Here is a 26,451-nt window from a genome sequence, read left to right as displayed (position 1 = left end):
GTTAACTTAGCAAAAAAATACGCAATTGACGCAAAACTGGCAAGTTATTTCTGTAAACTTACAAAAACAATCCTTCTCGCTACTGCCGTGTTCGCATCGGGTATGACGCCACGCTACGATAACCCGCATAAGGTAGTTAAATCACCACATCACCCCTGCCTGGGTTACCTGGATACTGATACTTCGAAGCGCCTCAAGGAGATTGCACGTCACATGGCCAGTCACGACCTGCTCGATCGCATTCGCCAACGCCTCGAGGAACTCAACCGCTCCGAGCGCAAGGTCGCCGACGTCATCCTCACCGACCCGACCGCTGCCACCAGCATGAGCATTGCCACGCTGGCTCAGGCCGCCTCTGTGAGCGAACCCACGGTGAACCGGTTTTGCCGCAACTTCCTCGCCAAGGGCTACCCCGATTTCAAGATCAAGCTGGCCCAGAGCCTGGCAGGCGGCACGCCCTACGTGAGTCGCGCCGTGGAACCCAACGACGAAGCCGCCGATTACACACAAAAGATCTTCGGTGCGACCATCGCCGCGCTGGACGAGGCACGGCGCCAGGCTGATCCGCAACGCATCGAACGTGTGGTGGATTACCTGATCCAGGCCAAGCAGATCCACTTCTTCGGACTCGGCGCCTCCGGTGCCGTGGCCCAAGATGCCCAGCACAAGTTCTTCCGCTTTAACCTGCCGGTGACCGCCTATATCGATGTTCTGATGCAGCGCATGGTGGCCTCGACCTGTCGCACTGGCGATGTGGTGGTGGTGATCTCCTGGACAGGGCGCACCCGCGAGCTAGTCGACATCGCCCGCCTGGCCCGTGAAAGTGGCGCCGTGGTGCTGGGCATCACGGCGCCAAGCTCACCGTTGGCTCGCGAGTGTACCGAGACCCTGGAAGTCGATACCCCCGAGGACACCGACTACTACATGCCGATGACCTCAAGGATGATTCAACTGACCCTGATTGACGTGCTGGCCACTGGTGTGACGCTGCGTCGTGGCGAGGACTTCCTGGAGCACCTCAAGAAAATCAAGGACAGCCTGCTGGAGACCCGCTACCCGGCCCTGGAACGGCTCTGACGCTCAGTGTGAGTGGCTCAGCTCGCGCAATTGATGCACTTGAGCACCAGGGGATCCCACTCGAGACGCTTGGGGCCGATCCACTCGCCACAGTCAATACATTCACCGTAACCTTCCTGCTCGATGCGCGACAACGCGGCGGTGATGCGTTTTAGTGTCAACTGGCGGCGCTCCTCCCCAGCCTTGGCCATCGCCTGCCCCTGCAGGGCGTCCATGCGCGACAACCGCCCCACCGTGGTCTGATCGAGCATGACAGGGTCGCGTGACTCACGGCTCGATTCGCTCTCTTCGAGCAACTCGGCTCTCAAGGTAAAGAGACGCTGGCGAGTCGCCTGCATGTCCAGCTCCGGATGATTCATCATTGTCCTCCCGTACGTCGAGCCTGCGCGGCCCGGCGAGCTGATATCATACCTTCGTGGCAGACTCTATCCCGCCGGGTTCATTTTGCCATCCACCCACTATCACGCCTTCGGAGCGCCTCATGGGGTACCGTACCCTGATACGCGATCATCGCGGCCTGCTGAGTATCGCCTTTCTGGCGATGTTCACCTCCAGCCTTGGCCAGAGCTACTTCATCGGCCTTTTCCAGGCTCCAATCTCGGCCCGGCTGGGGCTTTCCGCCGGCCAGTTCGGCACGGCCTATGCGGTGGTAACGCTGATCGCCGGTTTCATTGTGCTGCGGGTTGGCCCCAGTATCGACTGGGTACCGCCACGCCGTTTCGCTCTGGCGATACTCGGAGGCCTGCTCACCGGCATGGCGCTGTTGACGCTTTCGCCATGGTGGTGGACCGCCCTGCTCGGACTAGGCATGGTACGTCTGTGTGGTCAGGGAATGATGCCGCACCTGGGCAACACTCTAGCGGGCCGGGAGTTCACCAACATGCGCGGGCGGGCCCTGGGGCTGGTCAGCATGGGCATCATGCTCGGGGAGATAACGCTTCCCCCGGTGATGGCCGCCCTGCTGGTGTGGCTCGGCTGGCGAGAACTATGGTGGCTGTTCGCATTGACCCTTGGCGTGTTGTGGGTTCTTCTCTTGCTGCGCGGAGCCTGGCCGAAGGCGCCGGGGACGCGCCCGAAGCCCGGGCAACGCCGCGATGGACCGCGTCCATTTCGCGACAAGCGCTTCTGGCAACTGCTGCCACTGCTGATGATCCTGCCAATCACCATGACCGGGCTCTTCATCTACCAGGCCCGCATGACCGAGGACCTGGGAAGTTCTCTCGGTGTCTATGCGCTGGCCCTGACCGGCATGGGCCTGGCCAAGCTCCCCGGCGCCCTGCTCGGCGGTCGGTGGGTCGATCGCCTGGGTCCGGTACGCATGGCGCAGTGCTACCTGCTGCCCTTCGCGCTGGCACTGGTCCTCGCGCTCACCGTGGGAGGCAATCTCGGTGTCTGGGCACTGATGTTGGGTGGTGGGCTGGCGATCGGTTCTCAGGAGTCCATCGCCACCAGTCTGCTGGTCAAACTGTGGGGCGCTGAACACCTCGGCACCCTGCGCGCCACACTTAGTGCCTGCATGGTGTTCGCGACGGGCCTCGCCCCCGCCCTGCTCGGGATCGCACTGGACCTGGGCGCCGACTTCACGCTGATACTCACCGGCATGCTGGTCTTGCTCGTCACTGGCTGGGGACTGGCCCAGGGCGTACTGGCGAGCCCCAAGGTTAGAGGCGTCTAGCACGATCAGCGAAGCAGCAGCACCGGCACGCTCGCCTTGCGCAGCATCGTGGTGGTGGTGCTGCCGACCAGCAGGTGACGAATCCGCGAATGGCCATAGGCGCCCATCACCAGCAGGTCGATGCCGTTCTCTTCCTGATAGCGACGCAGGGTCTCCTCGACCTCTCCGGCGCGAATCGCTCCTTCGGCTTCATGGCCGGCGTCACGCAGGGTCTTGAGCGCCCAGTCAAGCTGGGAACGGTTGTCGCCGGTGTCACCACCGACGATCACCACGTGACAAGGAATTCCATTGAACAGCGGACTCTTGGCCATCATTTCCACCCCCTTGCGGGTGGTCTTGCTGCCGTCGAAGGCAATCATCACCTTTTGCGGCGTCTTGAATGCCTCGGACACCATCAGGATCGGCCGGTGCAGGGTACGCACCACCCGCTCCAGGTTGTAGCCGAGATAGTCACTGTCTTGTGGCGTCATCTGGCTATGCTTGCCTACCACCAGCAGACGAATCTCGCTCTCGAGTTCCTCCAGGGTCTCCACCAGCGTGCCGTTGCGCTGGCGCGTGGCGGGGTCGGCCACGCCCTTCTCCATCGCCCGTTCCTTGGCCGCCTTGAGCATCAGCCGGCCCTGCTCCTGCGCCACCTTGGCGCGCTGCTCGTCCAGCTGGGACAGCTCTTCGAGCAGGTGCTCGCGGGAGCCCAGGCCGATATTGCCGGAAAGATCCGCCTCGGCGGTCTGCGGATGGTTATCCACCACATGCAGAAGGGTCAGCGGAGCATCCAGTGCCTGGCTGGCCCAGGCGGCGTAGTCAGACACGCCCTCGGAGAATTGCGAGCCGTCGATGGCGGCCATTACCTGATCTGTCATCTTGTCGTTTCCTGAGCTGGCGTCATGTCACAACGGGCGCACGCGGCGAACCCGAAAGCTTTCGATGTTCTACATCATCGAGCCTTCCCGGCACAGGGGAAAAGGCACGAGGGGCGTGGCAGTTCGTCGCTTAATGGCCACCCATCAGTTTTTCGACGGCCGCCGGGTCGTCATGTACGGCATAACGGTCGACGATGGTGGCACTGGCCTCGTTAAGCCCGATCAGTTCCACCTCGGTCCCTTCGCGGCGGAACTTGATCACCACGCGGTCCAGGGTCTGGACAGCGGTAATGTCCCAGAAGTGGGCACGCGACAGGTCGATGGTGACGTTTTCGACCGTTTCCTTGAAGTCAAAGGCCTCGCCGAACCGCTCGGAAGAGGCGAAGAACACTTGTCCCACGACCTTGTAAATACGATGGGCGCCGTCTTCAGCCTCCTCGGAGCCGATATAGAGAATGTTGCCGACCTTGTTGGCGAAGAACATCGCGGCAAGCAGCACGCCGACGAAGACACCGATGGCGAGGTTATGCGTCCCCACCGTGACCACCACGGTGGCGACCATGACGATGTTGGACGACAACGGATGCTTCTTCACATCGCGCAACGACGACCAGCTGAAGGTACCGATCGCCACCATGATCATCACCGCCACCAAGGCCGCCATGGGTATCTGCGAGACCCAGTCGGCCAGAAAGACCACCATCAGCAACAGCACCACACCCGCCATGAGCGTCGACAGGCGGCGCCGGCCACCGGATTTGATGTTGATCACCGACTGACCGATCATCGCGCAACCCGCCATGCCGCCGATTAGACCTGAGCCGATGTTGGCGATGCCCTGGCCCTTGCACTCGTGGTTCTTGTCGCTCTTGGTATCGGTTAGATCATCGATGATGGTGGCGGTCATCATCGATTCCAGCAGGCCAACCACGGTGAGCATCAGCGCGTAGGGCAGGATGATCATCAGGGTCTCGAGATTGAGCGGCACGTCCGGCCACAGGAAGATCGGCAGGCTGTCCGGCAACTCGCCCATGTCGCCGACGCTGCGGATCTCCATGCCGGTAACCAGGTAGACGGCGGTGAGCACCACGATGCAGACCAGCGGCGAAGGAATCGCCTTGCCGATCATCGGTACATACGGGAACAGGTAGATGATACCCAGGCCAGCAAGGGTCATGGCATAGACGTGCCAGGTCACCCCGGTCAGCTCCGGTAGCTGGGCCATGAAAATCAGGATCGCCAGGGCATTGACGAAACCGGTGACCACTGAGCGGGAGACGAAGCGCATCAAATCCGCCAGGCGCAGGTAACCGGCGACGATCTGCAGCACCCCAGTGAGCAGAGTGGCCGCCAGCAGATACTCGAGTCCGTGTTCCTTGACCAGAGTGATCATCAGCAGCGCCATCGCCCCGGTCGCCGCGGAGATCATGCCCGAACGCCCCCCGGTGAAGGCGATGATCACACAGATCGCAAAAGAGGCGTAGAGACCGACTTTAGGATCAACGCCGGCGATGATCGAGAAGGCGATGGCCTCGGGAATCAGCGCCAGCGCCACGACGATGCCCGCCAGGGTGTCGCCCTTGAGGTTGGAGAACCAACTCAGTTTCATTTTTTCGTACATGCTGAGATCCAGTCAGGGAGGGTGAAGAGACACGCGGGAGGGTGCGGTCGCCGACGGCGTGTCATGGGCAATGCAGGGCGAATAATGGCGCACAGAGGCGCCTGAGGCATCAGCGTGATGCCAAGCGAAGGCGCACCGATGACGGTGGCATCGCCGGAGGAAGGGGGTGTAGCGCTAGGGCGGCGTGGCCAGTACTGTCAGGGGGGTCATCACGATCGGTCGTTTCTCTTCTTGCTCTTTGGGGTGGGGCTTGGGGTAGACGAAGGTTTAAGCCCACAATCAGCGCAGGAGTCTAGCAGAGTCGCCGAAACCCTGCACCCCTGGGCCTTGTTGCATCCCAAGGGTCACGACCGGACGGACGTGACCAGCAAGAGCAAACGTCAGGAGGCGTCGCGGTTGCCTGGCGCGGCTGGGTCGGCGCGATCTCGGGATGCGGAGGAAGCCTTCATATGCTTAAAGGCTTCCATAATATCCATGGGCAGCGGGAAGACAATCGTGGAGGCATTCTTGTTGCTCATGTCGCTCATAGTCTGCAAATAGCGTAACTGCAGCGCGGCGGAATTCTCAGACATCACATTGGCGGCCTCGACGAGCTTCTTCGAGGCTTGCAGCTCGCCCTCGGCGTGTATCACTTTGGCCCGCCGCTCACGCTCGGCCTCGGCTTGGCGGGCGATGGCGCGGATCATGCTCTCGTCAAGATCGACATGCTTGATCTCGACGTTGGCAACCTTGATGCCCCAGCTTTCTGCCGAGGCGTCGATGATCTCCTGGATGTCATTGTTGAGCTTGTCGCGCTCGGAGAGCATTTCGTCCAGATCGTGCTTGCCGAGCACCGAGCGCAGTGTGGTCTGAGCCAGTTGGCTGGTGGCATTGGTGAAGTGCTCGACCTGGATGATGGCCTTCTCCGGGTCGACGACGCGGAAATAGAGCACCGCATTGACCTTGACGGTGACGTTGTCTCGCGAGATGACGTCCTGCTCGGGCACGTCCATGGTGATCACGCGCAGATCGACCACCTCCATCTTCTGGATCCCGGGAATGATGATGATCAGGCCAGGCCCCTTCACGGACTGGAAGCGACCGAGAAAGAACACCACGCCGCGCTTGTATTCGGGCAGGATGCGGATCGAGGCCGCAATCAGCATTACCAGCAGGACGATCGGTACGAGATAGGAAATCCACATGGCTTGCTCTCCTTTGAGGTGGCGTCCAGTGGCAACGCCGGTATTCGGGATTCATTGACCGGGCCGAGTCATTTCTCAGTGCGCCTTGTCGAACGGTTCGACGACCAGGGTCAGCCCGTCGACCGCCGTCACCCTAACCACCTGACCCTTGCGCAGCGGTTCACTGCTCCTGGCGTTCCAGCGCTCGCCCAACAGACGCACGTGACCCTGCTCCTCGAACGCCTCCGCCGCCGTGGCCTCGCTCCCCACCATCTCTTCCTGCCCCGTCTTCGCCGGCCGCCGCCGAAGCCCCATGAAGCGAGTCACGACCCACAGCATTAGCCCCGCCGACAGCAGCGCGATCCCCGCAATCATGGGCAACGAGATACGCAAGTTCTCTGCATCCATCAGAATCACCGATCCGATCACGAAGGCGACGATACCGCCGATGCCCAGTATCCCGAAACTGGGCATCAACGCCTCGCCCACAATCAGCCCAAGCCCCACCAGAATCAACGCCAGACCGGCGTAGTTGATCGGCAGCAACTGAAAAGCGAAAAGCGCTAGCAATAGACAGATGATGCCGATGGTGCCGGGAATCAGGCTCCCGGGACTGGACAGCTCGAAGATCAGCCCGTAGAACCCGATGATCATCAGGAAATAGGCCACGTTGGGATTGGTGATGACTGCCAGCAGCTTGGTGCGCCAGTCCGGATCGAGACGCTCGATGGTCAGCTCGGCCGTTGCCAGTGTCCGTTCGCCCTGATCCATTACCACACTGCGCCCGTCAATCTGGCTCAGTAAATCGTCAACGTCACGAGCAACGACATCGATGACGTCTTGCTCAAGCGCTTCCCGAGCGGTGAGGTTGACCGCCTCACGAACGGCCTGCTCGGCCCAGTCGGCATTGCGATCATGGCGTTGGGCCAACGAGCGAATATAGGCCACGGCATCTTCGAGCACCTTGCGCTCCATAGCGGTTTCGCCTCGACGCGGAGGATCTGCCTGCTCTGCTTCATCTCCGCCCGCTTCCGCATCCGCTTCGCTGTCTTGCGCTTCACTGTCCTGGGCAGGCGGCTGCCCGTCATCGGCCCCGCCTCCATCCTGGTCCTCCTCGGCTCCCGGCAGGCCACCCCCGCCCATCTGCACCGGGGTGGCGGATCCCAAATGAGTGGCGGGCGCCATCGCCGCCACATGGCTGGCATACAGCAGGTAGGTACCGGCGCTGGCCGCCCGAGCGCCTGCCGGCGAGACATAAATGGCGACCGGCACGGGCGAGGAGAGTATGGCACTGATCATGTCACGCATGGAGGCATCCAGCCCCCCTGGCGTATCCATCGCCACGATCACAATTTCCGCCTCGCGTTCTTCAGCCAAAGCCAGACCGCGAGTGAAGTAATCGCTGATGGCGGGACCGATGGCATCGTCGACCGTCATGACCAGCGCCAGCCGCTCCTCCTGCTGCGCCTGGGCCTGCCAAGCCAGAAACGTCCCGAGCGCCAGGCACAGCAGACTTGCCAGTATCAAAACTCGCCCGGTCATGCCCCTGCGACATGGATACCTCATTACGTGCCCACCCTGCGGCTGCTGTCCCTGAGAGTCTTGACAGTGCACAGTGGTTCAGTCACTGCCGATATCAGCCTAGGCAGTGGTCCCGAATGCAGCAACCGCCTGCGGCCGCAAGGGTGAGCAGGCGCACAGCTCGCAAGTCCTGCCTCAAGGGCTGTGCTTCAAGGACACTGCGTCAAAGATCATGCGGCTCGCCGGCAAAGCGTTTCTGTACCTCCACCATGTAGGCGGCCAGGGAGGTCAGCTCCTCGCTGCCCCATTCCAACGGCTCGGCCGACATCGGTGCGACCATGCAGACTTGGATCATCTCGTCGACATGGACTTCCGGCATGCCGAACTGGTTATCGGCCATCGCCACCTGATGAGGAAAGGGCTGCTGGAAGGTCGCGTTGTACCCGGTATCCCGACCCTCGCTGCCATGACAGGTCGCGCAGGACAGGCCATTGGTGCTCAAGGTGGTGTCGGAATAAAGCGCTTTGCCACGCCCCAGCATCTCCTCGGGATTGTCACCGCTCTCGCTGTAGCCTGGTGAGTAATCATCGGGTCTTGCCACCGCGGCGTTCGGGCCGCCCTCGGCTTCCGCCTCTCCCTCCGCTTCTCCTTCTCCGTCCGCTTCTCCTTCAGCCTGGGCTTCTCCTTCCGCTTCTGCCTCAGCTTCGCCCTGCGCCTCGGCTTCGGCGTGGTTGCTGGCCAGCAACAGCGATGTCTCGAGCACGGGCGCCATTTCTATCTGCGTCGAAGAGTCGCTTGCCGTGGCCTGCAGGATGGCCCCGCCGGCCACCAGGGCGAGCAGGGGCGCCGAATAGGCAAGTTTTCGATTCAGGCTGCCCAGGAGCTTGCGGCGTTTCTCGTCATGCTGTGACATGATTTCTACCTCCGTGGTGATCCCGTTCCGATGGGATCGGGATGGCTCTTGTTATTCCGCCTTGTCATTCCGCTTTACCTCGGCGGTCTCTTTTCTGTCGGCCAGAGCGAAGAGGGCTTACAACACGTTGCGATACCAATCGCTCGGCATGTGACGATTCGGCTCGCGCCATTGGCAAGGTCACGCCTTGGCAATGTAAGGAATTCACGCCGCGTGCGACCAAGAAGGGTCGTCAGCTCATACAACGAGGAACCTCATGCCGGATACCGCCGCCCGCCCTGCACCGTCGCAAGCCCTAAAGGACCTGTGTCGTCCGCTTGCCATGGCCCTGGCCCGGGCGGGTCATGACGCGGAGATCCGTGCGCTGCATCCGATGGCCGATACGGGCCTGGCCCATCACCATGTGTGGCTTGCGCGCGAACAGATCGACTGGGTGGCAAGACTGCCCAAGCAGAGCCAGATGCGGCTCGACCCCGCCGCCAACCTCGACTATCAGGCGGCTTGCTTCGAGCGTGCCAGTCAGGGCGGCCATGCCCCTTCCCTGCACGGCATCCTTCCGCCTGGCCCGGCGTTACCGCGTGGCGGACTGCTGGTCAGCGCCATCCGTGGCCACCAGGCGCGATTGCCGGACGACCTGCCCGCCATCGCCGAGGCGCTGGCCAGCTTCCACGTGCTCGACGTGCCAGGCGCCGAGGCGCGCCCGCCGTTGCTGTCGCCGGCCGATCCATGGGTGGCGATGCTTGGGGAGGTGAGGGATCAGGCCAGCTTCCTCGATCAGGCCGAGCTTGCCATCGTGGCCTATCGACTTATCGAGGCCGAACTGGACGCCCTGCCCGAGCGACTGCCTCCCGGGCCTGACGCCGAGCCGCGATTGATCAGCTTCGATGCCCATCCCGGCAACTTCCTGATCACCGAGTCCGGGCGTGCGGTGCTGGTGGATCTGGAGAAGTGTCGCTACGGCCTGCCCGGCTTCGACCTGGCCCATGCCAGCCTGTATACCTCCACTACCTGGGACATTCACAGTCGGGCGGTGCTGACTGCCGCCGAAGTGGCGGCCTTCTATCGGCACTGGATCGCCGCGAGCGGCTTCGCGGGCGATGCCGCCACGCTACTGGCGTGCCGGCGAGCCATGTGGCTCTGGTCGCTGACCTGGTGCGCGAAGTGGCGAGTCAGTCATCTTCGCGCCCAGGATGCCCATGCCCGCGGCGAGGACTGGTCCACCGAGTTGAGCGATAAAGCGCTGATCGCCCATGTCCGCAACCGGGTCGACCATTATCTTTCCGTGGCCGCCATCGAGCATGTCCGCGAGGAGTTTCGCGCGCTGGCAAGTGCCCTCGCCGTTGATATTCCTCGATGACCAACTCATTGAATATTCGCTTACGAAGAAGGAAACCCGCGATGCGCGCTTTTTCATCCAGGCTCGCCGACGCCCTGCCGGCACTGCTGCTCACCACCACGGGCTTGCAGGCCGCTCCCGACCCGGCCGATTGGGAGGCCGTACTCGACGAAGCCCGCGGCCAGACGGTCTACTGGTATGCCTGGGCCGGCGAGCAACGCACCAACGACTATATCGACTGGGTGGCCAAGCGGGTCGACGAGCAGTTCGATATCGAGCTCACCCATGTCAAGATCGGCGACACCGCCGAGGCGGTCTCCCGCGTACTGGCCGAGAAGCAGGCCGGCAACCACGACGAGGGCAATGTCGACCTGATCTGGATCAACGGCGAGAACTTCGCCACCATGAAGGACAACGACCTGCTGTTCGGCCCCTTCGCCGAGGCGCTGCCGAACTTCGCGCTCACTCACCCCGAGCACAACCCCGAGGTCGTCACCGACTTCACCCTGCCCACCGAGGGCTACGAATCCCCTTGGGGCCGTGCGCAGATCACTTTCTACTACGACAGCGAGACGGTCGACACGCCACCTGCCAGCATCGTCGAACTGCTCGATTGGGCCGAGGCCAACCCCGGACGCTTCACCTACCCGCGGATTCCCGACTTCACTGGCAGCACATTTCTCAAGCAGGCCCTGATCGCGCTGACCGACGAGGACGAGGCGCTTTACGCCCCGGTCGGGGAGAGCGACTTCGCGGCCGTCACCGCCCCGCTGTGGGACTACCTGGACGCGCTTCATCCCCACCTGTGGCGCAGTGGTCGCCAGTTTCCCGCCACTGGCCCCGAGATGCGCAGCCTGATGGGCGACGGCGAACTGGCGCTGGCCTTCACCTTCACCCCGTCGGAGCCGGCCGCGGCGGTGGCCGACTACGAGCTGCCACCCAGCACGCGCAGCTACGTGCCGGACGGCGGTACACTGGGCAACGTGCACTTCGTGGCGATTCCCTACAACTCGCCCCACAAGGCCGGCGCCATGGCGGTAGCCGACTTTTTGCTCTCGCCCGAGGCCCAGGCGCACAAGCAGGACCTCGCCGTCTGGGGCGACCATACCGTGCTAGAAGTCGGCCGCCTCGACGACGAGAGCCAAGCCCTCTTCGCGCTGGATCAGGACAACCCGGCGATGCTGCCGGCCGATGCGCTGCAACGGACGCTGCCCGAGCCGCACCCCAGCTGGATGACGGCCCTGCAGGACGCCTGGCAGGCCCGCTACGTCGGCAAGTGATGGCGAGGGCCTGCGCCCAAGCCAAGACGCCCAAGATACAAGGCGCCTTCGAGCCGAGGCGCACTGAATGATGCTGCGCCTGGCCCCCGTGCTGCTCGTCATCCTGCTGGTTGCGCCGATCCTGGCCGGCCTGGTCATGGCGTTGCTGCCGGCCTTCGGTTACCTGCCGGCGCTGGGTGGAGAGAGCCCGACGCTCGCCCCCTGGCGGGCGCTGTTCGCCGAGCCGGGAATCTGTCGCTCGGTCGCAGTCAGTCTCGCCAGTGGACTCGTCGCCACCGCCGTGTCGCTGGCAGTGGTATTGCTCTACCTGGCCGCTGTGACCGGCAGCCGGCTCGATCGCTGGGTGCGGCGGTTGGTATCGCCGCTGCTCTCCATCCCGCATGCCGCTGCGGCCTTCGGGCTGGCCTTCCTGATCGCCCCCTCGGGGCTGATCGCGAGGTTGGCCTCGCCGGGTCTGACCGGCTGGGAGCAGCCACCGGACCTGCTGATCGTCCAGGACCCCTGGGGGCTGTCCTTGATCGCGGGGCTGGTAATCAAGGAGATTCCCTTCCTGCTGTTGATGAGTCTTGCGGCCCTGCCCCAGCTCGACCCCGAACGCCGCGTGGCGATGGCCCGCTCGCTGGGCTACCGCCCGACGCTTGCCTGGTGGAAGGTCGTCGCGCCGTCGCTCTATCCGCTGATTCGCTTGCCGGTATTCGCGGTCATCGCCTACGCATCGTCGGTGGTGGATGTGGCGATGATCCTCGGCCCCACCCTGCCACCCACGCTTTCCGTCTCGATACTTGCCTGGTTCAGCGATCCCGATCTGGACATGCGATTCATGGCCTCGGCCGGGGCGATCCTGCAACTCGGCGTCACCGCCACGGCGCTGGCGATCTGGTGGGGGCTGGAGCGACTCGTGGCCAGGCTGATGGGCGGCTGGATCGCGCGCGGCGGACGGCGTCAGGGCGAGACGGGGCTGCGCATCGCCGGCAAGCTGTGGATCCTGCTGGCAACGGCAATCGCCTTCGTCGGTATCGGTGGCCTGGCAATCAACTCCGTGGCCGGCTTCTGGCGATTTCCCGATGCCCTGCCGGGCAGCTTCACGGCCAGCCACTGGGTTCAGGCGCTGCCCTCGCTCGCCGGGCCGATGGCCTCGACGGCGCTGATCGCCGTGGTCTCGACGCTGCTCGCCACTACCCTGGCCCTGGGGGCGCTGGAAAACGAGCAGCGCACCGGCCGACACCCCTCGCGGGCGCTGTGGCTGCTTTACCTGCCGCTCATCGTCCCGCAGATCGCTTTTTTGTTCGGCCTGGTGGTGGTGATGGAACAGCTCGGCACCCGACCGACCCACGCCCTGATCGTCTTCGGCCACCTGCTGTTCGTGCTGCCCTATGTGTTCCTCTCGCTCTCGGAGGCGTACCGGCGCTTCGACCCACGCTGGTCACAGCTGGCGCTGACGCTGGGGGCCACGCGCAATACGCTCTTCTGGCGCGTGCGGCTGCCGATGCTGCTGGCGCCAATGCTCACCGCGATGGCCGTGGGGCTGGCGGTGAGCATCGGCCAGTACCTGCCCACCCAACTGCTGGGGGCCGGACGCGTGACCACTGTTACCACCGAGGCGGTATCATTGGCCGCCGGCGGCAACCGCCGAGTGATCGGTGTCTGGGCATTGGTCCAGGCCTGTCTGCCACTGGCGGGTTTCATCATCGCGATCGGCCTGCCCAAGTTGCTATGGGCGAATCGCCGCGGCATGCAGGGAGTCCCATGACCATTCCCCATCGTCTCGACCTCCGTGACATTTGCATCAGCCTGGACGGCCAGGCGCTGGTGGAACTCGAGGCCCGCATCGGCCCCGGCGAGGTCTTAACGGTCATGGGCCCTTCGGGCTCGGGCAAGTCGACCTTGCTCGCCTATCTCGCCGGCTTCCTGGCACCAACCTTCCGGGCCACGGGCCAGGTACGGCTGGACGGTCGTGATATCAGCGCCCTGCCGGCCGAGCGACGCGGCATCGGCCTGCTGTTCCAGGACCCGCTGCTCTTTCCCCACCTCTCGGTGGCCGGCAACCTGCGTTTCGGCATGCCTCGGGCCACCCCCGACAAGGCCGCTCGGGTCGAGCAGGCGCTGGCCAACATTGGCCTTGCCGGCTTCGGTGATCGCGACCCGGCCACCCTCTCCGGCGGACAGAAAGCCCGGGTGGCGCTGATGCGCCTGCTGCTGTCGGCCCCCAGCGCGGTGCTGCTCGACGAACCCTTCTCGAAGCTCGACACCCACCTGCGCCACGAGATGCGCCAGCTGGTGTTCGACCGCCTGCGCGAGGCCGGCCTGCCCAGCCTCCTGGTCACCCACGACCGCGAAGACGCCGAGGACGCCGGCGGACGGATCATCGATCTGGCCCATTGATCCAGGGCATCCGATGGGCAATAGTGGCGGACAGGCCAAAAGATCACGGAACACTAAATTATGCCCGAGAATTCCGGTAAAAGTGGCCACTCATCTCCTCAGCAGGCCCATGAGCTGCTCAGTCTGCACGACGACGCCGAACGCGACGCCGCGGAGCGGCGCAATCGCGAGCTGCTGGTCCGCGAACAAGCCCTCAAGTCGCAGTTTCGCACCATCTTCGAATCCGCCCCGGGGCTCTATCTGGTGTTGACCGCCGACGACTACCGGATTGTCGGGGTCAGCGATGCCTATCTTAAGGCGACCTATACCGACCGCGATGCCATCATCGGTCGCCAGCTGTTCGACGTCTTCCCGGTAACGCCCGACCAATCGAATGCCGGGGGTGTCGAGGAACTCAGCGCCTCGCTCGAGCGCGTCAAGCGCTATGGCCAACCCGACATCATGCCCGTCCTGCGCTATCCGATCCCCGACCCTGAGACGGGCCACTTCGAGGAGCGCTTCTGGAGCCCGATCAATGTCCCGGTCTTCGATGAGCAACGACAGCTGTCGCTGATCCTGCACCGTACCGAGGATGTCACCGACTACCTGCATGGATCGCAGGCCATCGAGCCCATGAATATGGAGCTGATCGCCCGCGCTCGGGAGCTCAAGACCCTTCTCGAACGCCATCGCAGCAGCGAAGAGCGCTGGCGTCGCCTCTTCGCCGAGGCCGCCACCGGGATCGTGCAGGCCGACACCAAAGGCCGCTTCCTGTATGCGAACCGGGCCTTCTGCGACATGCTCGGTTATTCCGAGGAGGCCCTGAGGTCCACCGATATCCTTTCCCTCACTCATCCCGAGGACAGGCAGGCCAATCTCGATAAGTTGAAGCCGTTGCTGGCCGGCGAGACGAACAGCTTCATCATCGAGAAACGCCTGCTGAATTATCAGGGCGACGTTCTCTGGTGCCGGAACAGTGTCTCTGCCCAGCGCGACATGCACGGCATCATCGTCAGCCTGGTCGCCGTGATCGAGGACATCACCGCCCAGCGCGAGGCAGAAGCGAGGCAGCTGTCACTTGCTCAACGGCTGACCCGAAGCCTCGAGAACATGAGCGACGCTTTCTTTCTGCTCGATAAGGACTGGCGTTTCTCCTATCTCAATCACCAGGCGGAACATGTGCTGGAACGATCCGCCGACGAACTCCTGGGACGCAACGTCTGGAATGAATTTCCCGAGGCCCGGGAGAGCGAAGCCTGGACCTGCTATCATCACGCCGCCGAGACCGGTGAGTCAGAGCACTTCACCTTCTATTACTCTCCCCTGGACCAATGGTTCGAAGTCAATGCGTACCCTGGAGAGGAGGGGCTGGCGGTCTACTTTCGCACCATCACCGAGAAAAAACGCCTCGAAGCTCAGCTTCAGGAGGCGCATCGCATGGAGGCCATCGGCCATTTGACCGGGGGCATGGCCCATGACTTCAACAACCTGCTGACCGTGGTGATGGGCAACGCCGACCTGCTCAGCGAGGCACTGGCGGACGACCCCAGACTGGCTCCCCTCATTCAGGCCGTCGCCGACAGCGCCCAGCGGGGCGCCGACCTGACCCAGCGTCTCCTCGCCTTCGCCCGTCGCCAGGCACTGGCGCCAGTACCCACCGATATCAATCGTCTTATTCGCGGGCTGATCGAGCTGCTGCGACGCACCATGGGGGAGCAGATCGAGCTGAGCTTCCATCCGGGTCACGGTCTCTGGTCGGCCAACATCGACCCCTCTCAGCTCGAGAGCGCGGTCCTTAATCTCTCCATCAACGCCCGGGATGCGATGCCAGATGGTGGGCAACTGACCATCGAGACCCGCAACGTGTCGCTCTCGGCGCAGTACGCCAACGATTATCTGGAGTTGATACCGGGTGACTATGTCTGCATTGCCGTCAGCGATACCGGCACGGGTATCCCGCAGGCCATCCGGGAACGTGTTTTTGAGCCGTTCTTCACTACCAAGGAGAAGGGCAAGGGGACGGGGCTGGGGCTGAGCATGGTCTTCGGCTTCCTCAAGCAGTCCGACGGGCATGTCAACCTCTACTCCGAAGAGGGCGAAGGCACCACCATTAAGCTCTACCTCCCGCGTATTCGGCAAGCCCCCGCGGATCCCAAGCCTACGCCAAGGGAAGAGACAAACCTGGAGGGCGACGAGAGCCTGCTGGTGGTCGAGGACGATGACACGGTCAGGGAGTTTGTCGTGGCACAACTCGAGGCGGCCGGGTATGGTGTGCGACAGGCGAAGGATGGACCCAGCGCCCTGGTGATCCTCGCCGATGACTCCCCCATCGATCTTCTTTTTACCGACGTGATGATGCCAGGGGGCATGACCGGAAGAGATCTGGCCATCGCCGCCCACAAGCTCAGGCCCCTCCTCAAGGTGGTCTTCACTTCTGGCTATACCGAGAATGCCATCGCCCACAACGGCAGACTCGACGAGGGCGTCCGCTTCCTCGGCAAGCCCTATCGCCCTATTACCCTGCTGAGAACGATCAGAGAGACCCTGGATGAGGATTGACCCACCCGGAAAGGTAAAGCCACCACGTCTGCTGATCCTCGACGACGAGGCGATGACTGGCGAGACCATTGCGCGTATCGCCGATTTCGCTGGATTCGATGCACAAAACATCACCTCGCCGACAGCCTTTTTCGAACAGGTAACGGCGTGGCAGCCCGATATCCTGGCTATCGATCTGATCATGCCGGAAATGGACGGCGTGGAGGTGATGGCCGAACTGGCCAGGTGTGGCTGTCAGGCCCGGCTAATCATCACCAGCGGCGTGGGAAGTCGAGTACTGGATGCCGCCGCACGCTCGGCAAGCGAGCACGGCCTGGACATCGTTGGCGTCATTGCCAAGCCCTTCTCCGCCGCCAGCCTTCGCGAGCTCCTCCACAAGGCCATAGAAGTGGAGATGAACCCTATCGCCGCCTCGCCAGGCGAGCGATACCCATCCCGGGGCGCCAGCGTCGAGGACCTGGAACAGGCGTTGACCCTTTGCCAGATCCAAATGGCCTACCAACCCAAGGTACGCTGCCGTACCGGCACGATTGTAGGTTTCGAGGCACTGGCCCGTTGGCAGCACCCCCAACTGGGCCATATCTCCCCAGACATCTTCATTCCCCTGGCCGAGGCGAATGGCTTGATCGATCGTCTCACCCGGCAAGTGACGGAAAAGGCGCTCGACTGGCTGGCCGAAATCTCCTCGAGCGATACCGCGCGGCGTGTCGGGCAAAATGTCCTTCAGGACGTTCATCTATCCTTGAACATCTCCGCTCGCTCCCTGGGCAACGGCGCCCTGTTCGACGCCATCCTGCTGCTTTGTCGCGAGCGGGGCATCGCCCCCCAGCGCATCGTGCTCGAACTCACCGAGACCAGCGCCATGCAGGACGCCACCACCTCGCTGGATACCTTGACCCGGTTGCGCCTGCAAGGCTTCCAGCTCTCGATCGACGACTTTGGCACCGGCTACTCCTCGATGGTGCAACTGGTGCGCCTACCCTTCTCGGAGCTCAAGGTCGACAAGCGTTTCGTGATGACAGCCACCCAGTCGGAGGAGTCCCGCGCGGTGATCCGCTCGGTGGTGGAGCTCGGCCACAGCCTGGGCCTGAATACCACGGCCGAGGGCGTCGAGGACCAGGAGTCGCTGGACTATCTCGACGGGCTGAAATGCGATCTGGCCCAGGGCTACCTGATTTCGCGACCCCTACCACCGGATAAGGTCCTCGGCTGGTTTATCACCCGTGAGGCGGAGCGCGAGGAACGCAGACTGGCGGCGCTGTCGAGCCTAGGTCTGCTGGACACACCCGCCGAGGCGCGCTTCGACCGCCTCACGCGGCTGGCGCGACGACTGTTCGGCGTCTCCACCGTGCTGATCAGTCTGCTGGATCGTGATCGCCAATGGTTCAAGTCTCGACAGGGTTTTGATGTGACGGAGACGCCTCGTGACATCGCCTTCTGCCACAAGACACTGGAGCGCGATGAGCTGATGGTGGTTCCCGATACCCATGCTCACTTCCTCTTCCGTGACTATCCAGGCGTAATTGGCTCTCCCTACATCCGCTTCTACGCCGGGCGGCCACTCTACCTGCGCGGCGGCGAGAAGGTCGGCACCCTCTGTCTGGTCGACACCTCGCCTCGAGACTTCAGGGAAGGGGATGCCGAGCTCCTCGACGACCTGGCCAGCATGGTCGAGAACGAACTCGCGCGCGCCTCGTCGGACGGCAATGACCTCCAAACCGGGCTCCTCGACCACGCCACTTTTCGCGAACAGGCCGAAGCGGCCTGTCAGCTATGTCGGCGGGTCGGGCTACCCATGGCCTTGGTGTCGGCGAGGCTTGAAGAGCTCCCCGCCATCAACAAGCGCTTCGGCCGTGACTGTGGCGACCGCCAGTTGAGGGACCTGGCCCACCTGATGACGGAGGTGGCCGAGGAAGCCGACCTCGCCGGCCGCTATCGCGCCACCGAAGTCACCGCCCTGTTGATGGGGGGCAATCTCGAGGCGGCACGAGGCATCGCCGAGCGACTACGCCAGGCCGTCGTGTGCAGCAATGACAACCAGGCTCCCGATCTCGCCAGTCTCTCACCCAGCATCCGGGTAGCAGAGCTGTCGCCTGATGAAGGCCCCTTTGAGCAGCGTCTGGAAGCGGCCTGGCAGTGCCATAGCAGGGTCGAGGCCGACTGAGTCCCTTGGCTGAAAAGGGGAATGAACCTTTCCAGCTCCGTTCACATAGGGGTCCTGGCCCGTTCGTAGATAGCCGCGCCGCCCTCATCCTGATCCTCGTTCTGCTCACTATCATCCTGTCGAGCATCGTTCTGAGCGCCTTCGTTTCCATCTTCACGCGCGTCCAATGTTTCCGACAACGTCTCGATAGGCGAGTTAAGTAAGTTTTCCAGCACTTCACGAATCGCCTGGCCGGCAATACCACCGAAATCGACGGAGGAAGGATCGTCCAGCGGAAAGCTCATGGGAATCTCGAGTTCGATGACGCCATCATCTCCCTGCAGGGCACCTACCAGGGCCCTGATCGGCAGCTCGGTCACCGAATCGTCGACCTGCTCGCCGAGTTCCAGCCGCCGCAGCAACACGTGATTATGGGTCTGCATCTGGCCGTCTTCGAGACGATAGTCGAGATCCAGCGTCACCTGGCCCTGTTCAACCTCGTAGCCGCTGAACTCCCGCACATAAGGGGCAAAGGTGGTCAGCGCCAGACTCTCGAAATGCAGGTTGAGGTTGCCCTGCATGGCATCACCCAACGGGTCGAAGGCGCCCTCGACGCGCATCGGCGAGCCATCGGAGACCTCGCCCCGCAAGGCGAGCTGACCGCCCCCCTCCTGCGCTGAAGAGATGTTGTTCCACTCCCCCTGCAGTGCGGAGAAGTCGATGCGAAACGGCTGCGGCAGATGCCGGTCGGCGAACGCGACGGCGCCATCCTCGATCGCGAGCGTGGCCAAGGAATACTGCATTGACGAATCGTCCGTAGCATCGCCCTCCTGGGAAACATCGTCTTCCTGCTCCGGGGGACGCCATGCCGTCAGGTTGGTCTCGAGTTGCTCATCGATCACCACGTCGATCCAGGGCTCTCGCAAACTGACCTGCTCGGCCTGCAGTTGAGGCTGGCCACTCTCGAATACCAGCCCCTCGATCACCATCTGGTTGGCCGAGGCCATCGGCTCATCGACGTCGGGGGCCAGCATTTCCGGCTCGCTCAGTTCAGCGCTGCCGGTTACGCGCGTGCCGGTATCGCTGGCCGCGCCCGCCTGCACTCTCAACTGGGCCGCCAGCGAGCCTTCATTGACACGGGCGCGTATCACAAGCGCGAGATAGTCCGATAACGTGCCCAGGGGCACCTGTTCGGCGCTCAGCTCAGCATCCACCCGCCACGGTGAAAAGCCCATGTCACCCTCGCCGGACAGGCTGCCGCCGTTCCAATCCGCCTGGCCCTGGAGGGTGAAGGGCTCTTCCGTGGTGCTGTCATAGCCCCGGGCATCGAGCTGGACCTGCTCGAACGTGAGCGTTATCGGCTCGCCCATGCGCCGATCGATCCAGTCGAGGCGACCCTCGCTGACCTGGATCTGCCGTATGCGAATCGGCGTCGACGCCTGGCCATCGCCGCCCTCGCCCCCGAGCAGCTGGACCAGGTTCAATTCACCACCGCTCAGCCAGATCAGCTGCAGGCGGGGAGTCTGGATGGCCAGACTGTCGAGCTGCCATCCCGGCGACCACAGCGACGACCACTCGATTTCCGCCTCGATTCGCTCACTGGAGAAAACCGGGGTTTGTTCTTCGCCGGCAAGGCTGACCCCCCTGAGGGTCACGCCTGCGTTGAGGGGGTCGAGAGCGACGTCTTCGATGGTGACATCGCGACCGGTCATCGACGAGTACGTCTCGACGAGGCGCTTCTCGATGTACCAGGGCAGCGCCCATAGCCAGGCGATCACGACCAAAACCGCCAATGCGAGCGGCACCAGCCACCAGGCTTTCCTCAGCCTGCGTGCGTGACGCGGCGCCTGTTGATGATCCCTCATCATGTCGCGCTCCCGAAAGTGCGGTAAGCTTCAGCATGACAAAGGATGGCCATCCTGACCAATGCAGCTTGTGGGGGTCGCGCAGCGACTCAGCCGAGCCATCATGGCCATGCTCCCCTGTACACCCTTGTGCACGTGGACACCACAAGAACGTCCCCGCCCGGCTGGATGCCTGACGGGGACGAGTCATGTCGGCCTCGGGTCAAATCATGCGGGTGGTAAGACTATAGCGGTTAGCGCCCTCCTTACGGCCTCCGTTCTGAATCCCCCTGAATTCAAGGATATATTCGGTTGTAAGAAGATAAAGGATACGCTCAGTCGTCGGCCGCCTCGGTCGCGATGCTCTCGAGTGCCCCGGCCACCTTGTCGAGCGGCAGCTCACAGTCGCCCAACCCATGACGCTCGGCGAGGTAGTCGGGATGGTTCCACTCCAGCCGGGTGCCTTCGTCCGTCTCGCGGATGACCATCTTCTGCGGCAGGTCGAGGGCCAGGCTGCCCTGGCACTGCATCATCGGGGTGCCCACCTCGGGATTGCCGAACACGAAAGTCCGTGTGGGTGGCAGTGACAGGTCTACCTTGCTGGCATTGGCCGCGTGGTCGATTACCGTGACCAGGGTCATGCCGCGATCGTCCAGTGCGGCTCGCAGCCGCTCGTCGACCTGATCGATGTCATGCTGACTGGTAAGGGACTCGATGCCCGAGGATTGTGCAAGCAACGCTTGAGGCACGGCCAGCAGCGTCCCTATCGCCAGGGCACTCAGAAGAAGGCGGAACGTATGCATGATCAAATCTCCCTGTGTATGTATTAATCAGCATCATGCATGGAAGCCGATCGCGCAAAGGGGAACGCCTGAGTAACGCCTGTAAGGTGGGCTCCTGGACGACGACTCAAACCTGATGACCCATAGCCAAGGTCCACATCGACATGTCACCACCGCGGCTCGACGTGATCATCCCGGTACTCGATGAGGCTGACCAGCTCCCTGAGCTGCTGGCAAGCCTGGCCCCCTTGCGCGTTGCCGGCGCCGAGGTGGTGCTTGTCGACGGCGGCAGTCGCGACGCCACCCTGACCATCGCCGGGGAGCAGGCCTGCCAGTGCCTCTCGGCGCCGCGGGGCCGGGCGCGCCAGATGAACGCCGGGGGGGAGGCTAGCGACGGCGGTCACCTGCTGTTTCTGCATGCCGATACCCGTCTGCCGGCACACGCCGTGAATTTCGTCGCCAAGGCCCTCGCTGGCGAGCGCTGCTGGGGACGCTTCGACGTGCGACTGAGCGGGCACCATCCGCTGTTGTCGATGATCGCCCCCGCCATGAACCTGCGCTCGCGGCTCACCGGCATCGCCACCGGCGACCAGGCGATGTTCATGACCCGCGAGGCCTTCGAGGCCGTGGGCGGCTTCCCCGCCCAGCCCTTGATGGAGGACATCGAGATGTCGCGCCGACTCAAACGACTGTCGCCGCCGGCCTGCCTGCGCGCGAAGGTGACGAGCTCGGGACGACGCTGGGAGCGCAACGGTGTCTGGCGCACGATCCGCCTCATGTGGCGACTTCGTTATCGATACTGGCGCGGGGTCAGTGCCGATATCTTGGCAAGGGAGTATCGCCATGTGCGCTGACGCCCGCGACGACCTGCCACTGGCGATACTCGCCAAGGCGCCGATACCGGGCATGGTCAAGACTCGATTGATACCGACCCTGGGGGCGGAGGGCGCCTGCCGGCTTCATGAAAGATTGCTGCGACAGACACTGGAAGTTGCCTTGGCGACGACATCGCCTCGCTGCATCACCCTGTGGACGGCACTGGACCATGTCCATCCGCTGTTCCTGGCGCTCGCCGACCGACACGGCATCACCCTTCGCGCCCAACCCGAGGTCGACCTGGGAGGACGAATGCATCATGCCCTGCTGGCCATGGGCGAACCGGGGCTGTTGATCGGCAGCGACTGCCCGGCACTCACCCCGGCCCTGCTACGACGCTGCCAGACCGAGCTGGCGTCGGTGGATGCCGTCTTTCTGCCGGCCGAGGATGGCGGGTTTGCCCTGGTCGGCCTGAACCGCCCCGAGGCGCGGCTGTTCGCGGGCATCGACTGGGGTACGGACCGGGTGATGGTACAGACCCGATGGCGCGTCGCCGCGCTAGACTGGCAGCTTGCCTGCCCGGCCGTGGTATGGGACGTCGACCGTCCGGAAGACCTTTCGCGCCTCGCCGACATCGACCGATAACCCATTACCGGAGGTGCCATCCCGTGACCCAAGACACATCCGAGGCGCGTCATCGGCGCCTGACAGAGGTACGCCCGCGACTGGTTTCCTTTGCCCTGATGCATTTACGGGACCTCTCAAGGGCCGAAGATGCCGTTCAGGAAGCCCTGACGGCGGCCCTCGAGAAGGATGGAAGCTTTGCCGGACGCTCAGGTTACGAAACCTGGGTCTTCGGCATCCTCAAGTACAAGATCCTCGATGCCATGCGCGCCCAGAAACGCCAGGGCATATGGCAGCCGCTCGATGATGAGGGGGATGACGAGGCCATAGAACGTCAGTTCCAACAGAACGGGCGGTGGCAGAAAGACGCCCGGCCTTCGAGTTGGGGGAGAGCCCGAGGCGGCTTTCGAGAACGAGCACTTCTGGCAAGTCTTCGATGCCTGCATGATCGCCCTGCCGGACAGCGCCGCCAGGGTATTTTCCCTGCGGGAGCTGATGGGACTCTCCACCGAGGACATTTGCCGTGAGCTCGGCATCAAGGAGAACAACTGCTGGGTGATACTGCATCGCGCAAGGCTTCGGCTCAGGGCCTGCATAGAGAAAGGCTGGCTAAAGGAGACAGCGACATGATGATGTGCAAAGAGGCGACCCGGCTGATGTCGTTGCGGCAGGACCGCCCATTGAGGTTCCAGGAACGGCTGTCGCTGCGGCTACACCTCTCGCTGTGCGGTGCCTGCCGGGAATGCGACAGACAGTTTGCGCTGCTTCATAAGGCCGGCCAACATAAGACCCCCGCGAGCGATGACACGGAGGAGGTGAAAAGCAACCCATGAAGCTCACATGCATCCTGGCAAAGCGCCGCCCCTTGTCGGCCTTCCGCCTTCTTGTCCTTGCGCTGCCCGTCATCTCCTTGGCCGGCATTGCCACTCCGCTTGAAGCAGCGACCTTCTCGGCTCGTGAGATGCACGACTGGCCCACTCGCTCCTTCGCCGACGAGACCGAGTATCGACTCGTCGAGCGCGAAGGCCGCGACGTTCTCGAGGCGCGATCGAAGGGCAAGGCCTCGGCGAAATAACGGGAGCGCGAGATCGACCTGCACGAGACCCCTTATCTGAAATGGTGCTGGCAGGTCTCGGGGATCCATGCGGGGCTCGACGAGACGCGCAAATCCGGGGACGATTACCCGGCGAGGGTCTATGTGGCCCGCAAGACGGGCCTGCTGCCCTGGCAGGTCGAGTCGGTGAATTGTGTCTGGTCCTCGAGCCAGCCGATAGTGGCCCGAGGCCTTCCAGTCGATTCGCTATCCCATCCTGCCGATTTCCGTCGAGGGCCAGACGGCGATGTTCCGGCGGCGCCACCATACCCTGTTCACCCCGCGGGATTTCGATCTGTCTCCCTGGTTCGATGTCGTCAAGCCCCGGCTTCTGGACGGCTTCGACCCTCACGAGCTGCACTGGCAGGAAACGGCCTGATCGGCTGTAGGTTAGGGCCGCCTTGGCTTATCGGCTCGGTGGCCCTGGCTCAGTCGGCCTGCTACTCAGCGGTAACTTTTTGACTCATCGCCTTATAACCCTACTTGGACTGATTAGACCTAAATATAGTGAAACATGGTCTGTGAGCAGCCAACCTCCGCCGTAAGCTCATTGCCGCGCCTTACTATACTAAGGACTGAGGGCGCACGCCGTGTGGCACTCAAATCTTAATCGAATGGGAGGTGTGTCATGAAATCCATAAAGCTGTTTCCCGCTGCGCTGGTCTCCGTTCTTCTGCTCGCTGGCGTGGCTACCCAGGCCAGCGCCGCAGAGTCGGATCAGGTTCGCCTCAAGGGCGGCACCCGGGAAAATACTCATCAATATAGCGTACGCGCAGACCCGCAGGGTGACCAAGCCAGATACCGCACTGCCTTCGAGGTCGACAGCCCGGCACTACGTGGCAATCGCGAGGGGACCCATCGTGAGTATGTTAAGGTCGAGAGTAACCAGGCCGCGCCTCAGCAGGTTAATAAGCCTGGATATACCGACACCAGGGTTGGCAGCCCAAGGCAAGGTACAAGAAGTTGAACTCAGTGCAAACGGCGCATCTTGTGGCTGGACAGCAGATAGCGCGTCACAGAGGTCACGGGCCACCCGGTCGGGTGGCCCGATTACGTGATGTGCCAAGCATAAGCTCCTGTAAGCTCACATATTCTCGCTTCATTCATCGGGGCGATGATTGAGCGTGTAGAACTCAATAGGTACTTGACCGCCGTACTAATTCTCGAGGGGCCTTCCATCAGCAGGATGCTCAGGCTACGAGACCTGGGTCTTCGGCATCCTCAAGTACAGGATCCTCGATGCCATGCGAGCACAGAAGCGCCAGGGCAAATGGCAGCCTCTCGAGGGTGAGAGGGACAACGAGGCCATCGAGCGGCAGTTTGCGCTGCTTCATAAGGCCGGCCAACATAAGACCCCCGCGAGCGATGACACGGAGGAGGTGAAAAGCAACCCATGAAGCTCACATGCATCCTGGCAAAGCGCCGCCCCTTGTCGGCCTTCCGCCTTCTTGTCCTTGCGCTGCCCGTCATCTCCTTGGCCGGCATTGCCACTCCGCTTGAAGCAGCGACCTTCTCGGCTCGTGAGATGCAGGGCTGGCCCACCCGCTCCTTCGCCGACGAGACCGAGTATCGACTCGTCGAGCGCGAAGGCCGCGACGTTCTCGAGGCGCGATCGAAGGGCAAGGCCTCGGCGAAATACCTGGAGCGCGAAATCGACCTGCGCGAGACCCCGTATCTGAAATGGTGCTGGCAGGTCTCGGGGGTCCATGAGGGGCTCGACGAGACGCGCAAGTCCGGGGACGATTACCCGGCGAGGGTCTATGTGGCCCACAAGACGGGCCTGCTGCCCTGGCAGGTCGAGTCGGTGAACTATGTCTGGTCCTCGAGCCAGCCGACAGGCGCGGACTGGCCCAACGCCTTCACCTCACGCGCCCACCTGCTCGCACTGCAGAGCGGTGAAGCAAAGGTGGGCGAGTGGGTGGCGGAAGTCCGCGACGTTCGCGAGGACTATCAACGCTTCTTCGACAGCAGCCCGGACAGCATCGATGGCCTGGCCCTGATGAGCGACGGCGACAACGCCGATGTCGATGCGACAGCCTGGTTCACGCACCTGGCGTTCTCCGCCAGCCCCGAGCCGCCCGAATGCCCGTGATGGACGGATGACCTCGTGACCGCCACCAAAGACGATAATGTCAGACAAGAGCCGCAGCGAGCTGGAAAGATTAGCGCCTGCGTCTCTGACGCCCGCTGCCAATGGCGCAGCGTGGAAGGATGTACGCCGAACGCTTCGGGCAGGCGAATGCCGGCCTGCTGCGCCAGCAGCGCGATGATCGCCATATGATGGATGGTGTGGCTGGTCAGGAAGGCCAGCTCGCGGGCCAGGCTGGACGACACGCCGAGGACATCCCCATCGAGGCGATAGCCCAGGGTCAGCCGTTCCGGCCATGGTTGAGCGGTCAATGATGCAAGCGATGCCTCGCTGCCGGCCAGATGACCCGCTGCTTGTTGCGGCCATTGCTCGAGGGCCTCGTCGCGGCGGCGCCGCTCGTAGTCGATGCCCCCTTCGTCTTTCTCGAGGCCGTCGAGCAGGGCATCATAATGATCGATGATGTGGCGGACGTGCTTGCCGAGCGTGTGACGGCCATGCTCGCCGAAGGCTTGCCGATAGGTGTCGGGGGCAAGGTGGTCGAGCATGCCGCGCAGCTGGGCAAGCGCCAGACGATTTTCCTCGATGAGCCCTTCGGGGCAAGGGGTCGACCTGGAGGGATGACGTGACATGGCAGGTGTCCTGTTGGGTCCGGTGATGGGGGCGGTCTGGGGAAGACCAGGCCGGCACGCATGGC

General features: G+C 63.1%; 25 protein-coding genes and 2 pseudogenes. 18 read left to right on the top strand and 9 right to left on the bottom strand.

Going from position 1 to position 26,451, the window contains the following annotated elements:
* Positions 1 to 213: 213 nt before the first annotated feature.
* Positions 214 to 1,077 carry a MurR/RpiR family transcriptional regulator gene (locus tag KG088_RS04400; RefSeq protein WP_213824278.1) on the top strand — a complete coding sequence of 288 codons (864 nt, stop codon included), beginning with the start codon at positions 214 to 216 and terminating at the stop codon, positions 1,075 to 1,077.
* Positions 1,078 to 1,094: 17 nt separating this feature from the next.
* Here the strand turns inward: KG088_RS04400 and KG088_RS04395 are convergent, their stop codons facing one another.
* Positions 1,095 to 1,439, bottom strand: coding sequence for a TraR/DksA family transcriptional regulator (locus KG088_RS04395; RefSeq protein ID WP_250148060.1), 345 nt, complete (start codon positions 1,437 to 1,439; stop codon positions 1,095 to 1,097).
* A gap of 119 nt (positions 1,440 to 1,558) precedes the next feature.
* Between KG088_RS04395 and KG088_RS04390 the strand changes: the two genes are divergently transcribed.
* Positions 1,559 to 2,752 (top strand): MFS transporter, encoded by a 1,194-nt coding sequence (locus KG088_RS04390; protein ID WP_213824277.1) that lies wholly within the window; start codon positions 1,559 to 1,561, stop codon positions 2,750 to 2,752.
* A gap of 5 nt (positions 2,753 to 2,757) precedes the next feature.
* Here KG088_RS04390 and KG088_RS04385 read toward each other — a convergent pair whose 3' ends face one another.
* From KG088_RS04385 to KG088_RS04365, 5 genes are all read right to left on the bottom strand, one after another.
* On the bottom strand, positions 2,758 to 3,612 hold the full coding sequence (locus KG088_RS04385) for a universal stress protein (RefSeq protein ID WP_213824276.1): 855 nt from the start codon (positions 3,610 to 3,612) through the stop codon (positions 2,758 to 2,760).
* Positions 3,613 to 3,742: 130 nt separating this feature from the next.
* Positions 3,743 to 5,233, bottom strand: a complete 1,491-nt coding sequence (locus KG088_RS04380; protein WP_213824275.1) for a SulP family inorganic anion transporter — start codon at positions 5,231 to 5,233, stop codon at positions 3,743 to 3,745.
* A 380-nt stretch (positions 5,234 to 5,613) separates the two neighbouring features.
* The gene (locus KG088_RS04375; RefSeq protein WP_213824274.1) at positions 5,614 to 6,417 is read right to left on the bottom strand and encodes a slipin family protein; all 804 of its coding nucleotides are present in this window, start codon (positions 6,415 to 6,417) and stop codon (positions 5,614 to 5,616) included.
* A 75-nt stretch (positions 6,418 to 6,492) separates the two neighbouring features.
* Complete coding sequence (locus KG088_RS04370; protein ID WP_213824273.1) at positions 6,493 to 7,938, bottom strand: NfeD family protein; 1,446 nt, start codon at positions 7,936 to 7,938, stop codon at positions 6,493 to 6,495.
* A 202-nt stretch (positions 7,939 to 8,140) separates the two neighbouring features.
* Positions 8,141 to 8,830 carry a hypothetical protein gene (locus KG088_RS04365; protein ID WP_213824272.1) on the bottom strand — a complete coding sequence of 230 codons (690 nt, stop codon included), beginning with the start codon at positions 8,828 to 8,830 and terminating at the stop codon, positions 8,141 to 8,143.
* Positions 8,831 to 9,086: 256 nt separating this feature from the next.
* On the opposite strand from KG088_RS04365, the gene KG088_RS04360 reads away from it, so the two are divergent.
* The 6 genes from KG088_RS04360 to KG088_RS04335 all read left to right on the top strand — a co-directional run bounded on the left by KG088_RS04360 (position 9,087) and on the right by KG088_RS04335 (position 18,530).
* Positions 9,087 to 10,187 carry an aminoglycoside phosphotransferase family protein gene (locus KG088_RS04360; protein WP_213824271.1) on the top strand — a complete coding sequence of 367 codons (1,101 nt, stop codon included), beginning with the start codon at positions 9,087 to 9,089 and terminating at the stop codon, positions 10,185 to 10,187.
* A 41-nt stretch (positions 10,188 to 10,228) separates the two neighbouring features.
* Positions 10,229 to 11,446: an ABC transporter substrate-binding protein gene (locus tag KG088_RS04355; protein ID WP_213824270.1), complete on the top strand. Its 1,218-nt coding sequence runs from the start codon at positions 10,229 to 10,231 to the stop codon at positions 11,444 to 11,446.
* A 70-nt stretch (positions 11,447 to 11,516) separates the two neighbouring features.
* Positions 11,517 to 13,196 carry an ABC transporter permease gene (locus KG088_RS04350; protein WP_213824415.1) on the top strand — a complete coding sequence of 560 codons (1,680 nt, stop codon included), beginning with the start codon at positions 11,517 to 11,519 and terminating at the stop codon, positions 13,194 to 13,196.
* Entirely contained in the window at positions 13,193 to 13,828 is a 636-nt protein-coding gene (locus tag KG088_RS04345; RefSeq protein WP_213824269.1) for an ATP-binding cassette domain-containing protein, read from the top strand. The genes KG088_RS04350 and KG088_RS04345 overlap by 4 nt, the downstream gene beginning before the upstream one ends.
* 60 nt (positions 13,829 to 13,888) lie before the next feature.
* Entirely contained in the window at positions 13,889 to 16,366 is a 2,478-nt protein-coding gene (locus tag KG088_RS04340; protein WP_213824268.1) for a PAS domain S-box protein, read from the top strand.
* The gene (locus KG088_RS04335) at positions 16,356 to 18,530 is read left to right on the top strand and encodes an EAL domain-containing protein (RefSeq protein ID WP_213824267.1); all 2,175 of its coding nucleotides are present in this window, start codon (positions 16,356 to 16,358) and stop codon (positions 18,528 to 18,530) included. The genes KG088_RS04340 and KG088_RS04335 overlap by 11 nt, the downstream gene beginning before the upstream one ends.
* Before the next feature lie 41 nt (positions 18,531 to 18,571).
* Here KG088_RS04335 and KG088_RS04330 read toward each other — a convergent pair whose 3' ends face one another.
* Positions 18,572 to 20,377 carry a DUF748 domain-containing protein gene (locus tag KG088_RS04330; RefSeq protein ID WP_213824266.1) on the bottom strand — a complete coding sequence of 602 codons (1,806 nt, stop codon included), beginning with the start codon at positions 20,375 to 20,377 and terminating at the stop codon, positions 18,572 to 18,574.
* Positions 20,378 to 20,688: 311 nt separating this feature from the next.
* Entirely contained in the window at positions 20,689 to 21,156 is a 468-nt protein-coding gene (locus KG088_RS04325; protein WP_213824265.1) for a DUF302 domain-containing protein, read from the bottom strand.
* Positions 21,157 to 21,299: 143 nt separating this feature from the next.
* Here KG088_RS04325 and KG088_RS04320 point away from each other — a divergent pair, with 143 nt between their 5' ends.
* The 10 genes and pseudogenes from KG088_RS04320 (at position 21,300) to KG088_RS04290 (ending at position 25,760) form a co-directional block, all read left to right on the top strand.
* Entirely contained in the window at positions 21,300 to 21,989 is a 690-nt protein-coding gene (locus KG088_RS04320) for a TIGR04283 family arsenosugar biosynthesis glycosyltransferase (protein WP_213824264.1), read from the top strand.
* Positions 21,979 to 22,596 (top strand): TIGR04282 family arsenosugar biosynthesis glycosyltransferase, encoded by a 618-nt coding sequence (locus KG088_RS04315; protein ID WP_213824263.1) that lies wholly within the window; start codon positions 21,979 to 21,981, stop codon positions 22,594 to 22,596. The genes KG088_RS04320 and KG088_RS04315 overlap by 11 nt, the downstream gene beginning before the upstream one ends.
* Before the next feature lie 23 nt (positions 22,597 to 22,619).
* Positions 22,620 to 23,102 (top strand): sigma factor, encoded by a 483-nt coding sequence (locus KG088_RS19510; protein WP_319941379.1) that lies wholly within the window; start codon positions 22,620 to 22,622, stop codon positions 23,100 to 23,102.
* On the top strand, positions 23,020 to 23,205 hold the full coding sequence (locus KG088_RS19505; RefSeq protein WP_250148059.1) for a sigma factor-like helix-turn-helix DNA-binding protein: 186 nt from the start codon (positions 23,020 to 23,022) through the stop codon (positions 23,203 to 23,205). The genes KG088_RS19510 and KG088_RS19505 overlap by 83 nt, the downstream gene beginning before the upstream one ends.
* Positions 23,202 to 23,408, top strand: a complete 207-nt coding sequence (locus tag KG088_RS04305; protein ID WP_213824262.1) for an anti-sigma factor family protein — start codon at positions 23,202 to 23,204, stop codon at positions 23,406 to 23,408. Before KG088_RS19505 ends, KG088_RS04305 begins: the two co-directional genes overlap by 4 nt.
* The gene (locus KG088_RS19500) at positions 23,405 to 23,650 is read left to right on the top strand and encodes a hypothetical protein (protein WP_250148058.1); all 246 of its coding nucleotides are present in this window, start codon (positions 23,405 to 23,407) and stop codon (positions 23,648 to 23,650) included. The genes KG088_RS04305 and KG088_RS19500 overlap by 4 nt, the downstream gene beginning before the upstream one ends.
* 12 nt (positions 23,651 to 23,662) lie before the next feature.
* Positions 23,663 to 23,830, top strand: a pseudogene (locus KG088_RS19835) (DUF3047 domain-containing protein); the annotation flags it as partial.
* 85 nt (positions 23,831 to 23,915) lie between these two features.
* On the top strand, positions 23,916 to 24,047 hold the full coding sequence (locus KG088_RS19830) for a hypothetical protein (RefSeq protein WP_264759030.1): 132 nt from the start codon (positions 23,916 to 23,918) through the stop codon (positions 24,045 to 24,047).
* A 249-nt stretch (positions 24,048 to 24,296) separates the two neighbouring features.
* On the top strand, positions 24,297 to 24,635 hold the full coding sequence (locus KG088_RS04295) for a hypothetical protein (RefSeq protein WP_213824261.1): 339 nt from the start codon (positions 24,297 to 24,299) through the stop codon (positions 24,633 to 24,635).
* 426 nt (positions 24,636 to 25,061) lie between these two features.
* Positions 25,062 to 25,760: a DUF3047 domain-containing protein gene (locus KG088_RS04290; protein ID WP_213824260.1), complete on the top strand. Its 699-nt coding sequence runs from the start codon at positions 25,062 to 25,064 to the stop codon at positions 25,758 to 25,760.
* A gap of 152 nt (positions 25,761 to 25,912) precedes the next feature.
* Here the strand turns inward: KG088_RS04290 and KG088_RS19490 are convergent.
* Positions 25,913 to 26,386, bottom strand: a pseudogene (locus tag KG088_RS19490) (DinB family protein); the annotation flags it as partial.
* Between the last annotated feature and the right edge of the window lie 65 nt (positions 26,387 to 26,451).

The sequence above is a fragment of the Halomonas jincaotanensis genome, from assembly GCF_018448785.1.
Taxonomy (GTDB): Bacteria; Pseudomonadota; Gammaproteobacteria; order Pseudomonadales; family Halomonadaceae; genus Halomonas; species Halomonas jincaotanensis.
This window is presented reverse-complemented; position numbering and strand designations above follow the sequence as displayed.

Bases quoted from the DNA above. Each gene is read 5' to 3' on its own strand.
- KG088_RS04400 (WP_213824278.1), top strand. From the start codon at position 214: ATGGCCAGTCACGACCTGCTCGATCGCATTCGCCAACGCCTCGAGGAA.
- KG088_RS04395 (WP_250148060.1), bottom strand. From the start codon at position 1,439: ATGATGAATCATCCGGAGCTGGACATGCAGGCGACTCGCCAGCGTCTC.
- KG088_RS04390 (WP_213824277.1), top strand. From the start codon at position 1,559: ATGGGGTACCGTACCCTGATACGCGATCATCGCGGCCTGCTGAGTATC.
- KG088_RS04385 (WP_213824276.1), bottom strand. From the start codon at position 3,612: ATGACAGATCAGGTAATGGCCGCCATCGACGGCTCGCAATTCTCCGAG.
- KG088_RS04380 (WP_213824275.1), bottom strand. From the start codon at position 5,233: ATGTACGAAAAAATGAAACTGAGTTGGTTCTCCAACCTCAAGGGCGAC.
- KG088_RS04375 (WP_213824274.1), bottom strand. From the start codon at position 6,417: ATGTGGATTTCCTATCTCGTACCGATCGTCCTGCTGGTAATGCTGATT.
- KG088_RS04370 (WP_213824273.1), bottom strand. From the start codon at position 7,938: ATGACCGGGCGAGTTTTGATACTGGCAAGTCTGCTGTGCCTGGCGCTC.
- KG088_RS04365 (WP_213824272.1), bottom strand. From the start codon at position 8,830: ATGTCACAGCATGACGAGAAACGCCGCAAGCTCCTGGGCAGCCTGAAT.
- KG088_RS04360 (WP_213824271.1), top strand. From the start codon at position 9,087: ATGCCGGATACCGCCGCCCGCCCTGCACCGTCGCAAGCCCTAAAGGAC.
- KG088_RS04355 (WP_213824270.1), top strand. From the start codon at position 10,229: ATGCGCGCTTTTTCATCCAGGCTCGCCGACGCCCTGCCGGCACTGCTG.
- KG088_RS04350 (WP_213824415.1), top strand. From the start codon at position 11,517: ATGCTGCGCCTGGCCCCCGTGCTGCTCGTCATCCTGCTGGTTGCGCCG.
- KG088_RS04345 (WP_213824269.1), top strand. From the start codon at position 13,193: ATGACCATTCCCCATCGTCTCGACCTCCGTGACATTTGCATCAGCCTG.
- KG088_RS04340 (WP_213824268.1), top strand. From the start codon at position 13,889: ATGCCCGAGAATTCCGGTAAAAGTGGCCACTCATCTCCTCAGCAGGCC.
- KG088_RS04335 (WP_213824267.1), top strand. From the start codon at position 16,356: ATGAGGATTGACCCACCCGGAAAGGTAAAGCCACCACGTCTGCTGATC.
- KG088_RS04330 (WP_213824266.1), bottom strand. From the start codon at position 20,377: ATGATGAGGGATCATCAACAGGCGCCGCGTCACGCACGCAGGCTGAGG.
- KG088_RS04325 (WP_213824265.1), bottom strand. From the start codon at position 21,156: ATGCATACGTTCCGCCTTCTTCTGAGTGCCCTGGCGATAGGGACGCTG.
- KG088_RS04320 (WP_213824264.1), top strand. From the start codon at position 21,300: ATGTCACCACCGCGGCTCGACGTGATCATCCCGGTACTCGATGAGGCT.
- KG088_RS04315 (WP_213824263.1), top strand. From the start codon at position 21,979: ATGTGCGCTGACGCCCGCGACGACCTGCCACTGGCGATACTCGCCAAG.
- KG088_RS19505 (WP_250148059.1), top strand. From the start codon at position 23,020: ATGATCGCCCTGCCGGACAGCGCCGCCAGGGTATTTTCCCTGCGGGAG.
- KG088_RS04305 (WP_213824262.1), top strand. From the start codon at position 23,202: ATGATGATGTGCAAAGAGGCGACCCGGCTGATGTCGTTGCGGCAGGAC.
- KG088_RS19500 (WP_250148058.1), top strand. From the start codon at position 23,405: ATGAAGCTCACATGCATCCTGGCAAAGCGCCGCCCCTTGTCGGCCTTC.
- KG088_RS19830 (WP_264759030.1), top strand. From the start codon at position 23,916: ATGTTCCGGCGGCGCCACCATACCCTGTTCACCCCGCGGGATTTCGAT.
- KG088_RS04295 (WP_213824261.1), top strand. From the start codon at position 24,297: ATGAAATCCATAAAGCTGTTTCCCGCTGCGCTGGTCTCCGTTCTTCTG.
- KG088_RS04290 (WP_213824260.1), top strand. From the start codon at position 25,062: ATGAAGCTCACATGCATCCTGGCAAAGCGCCGCCCCTTGTCGGCCTTC.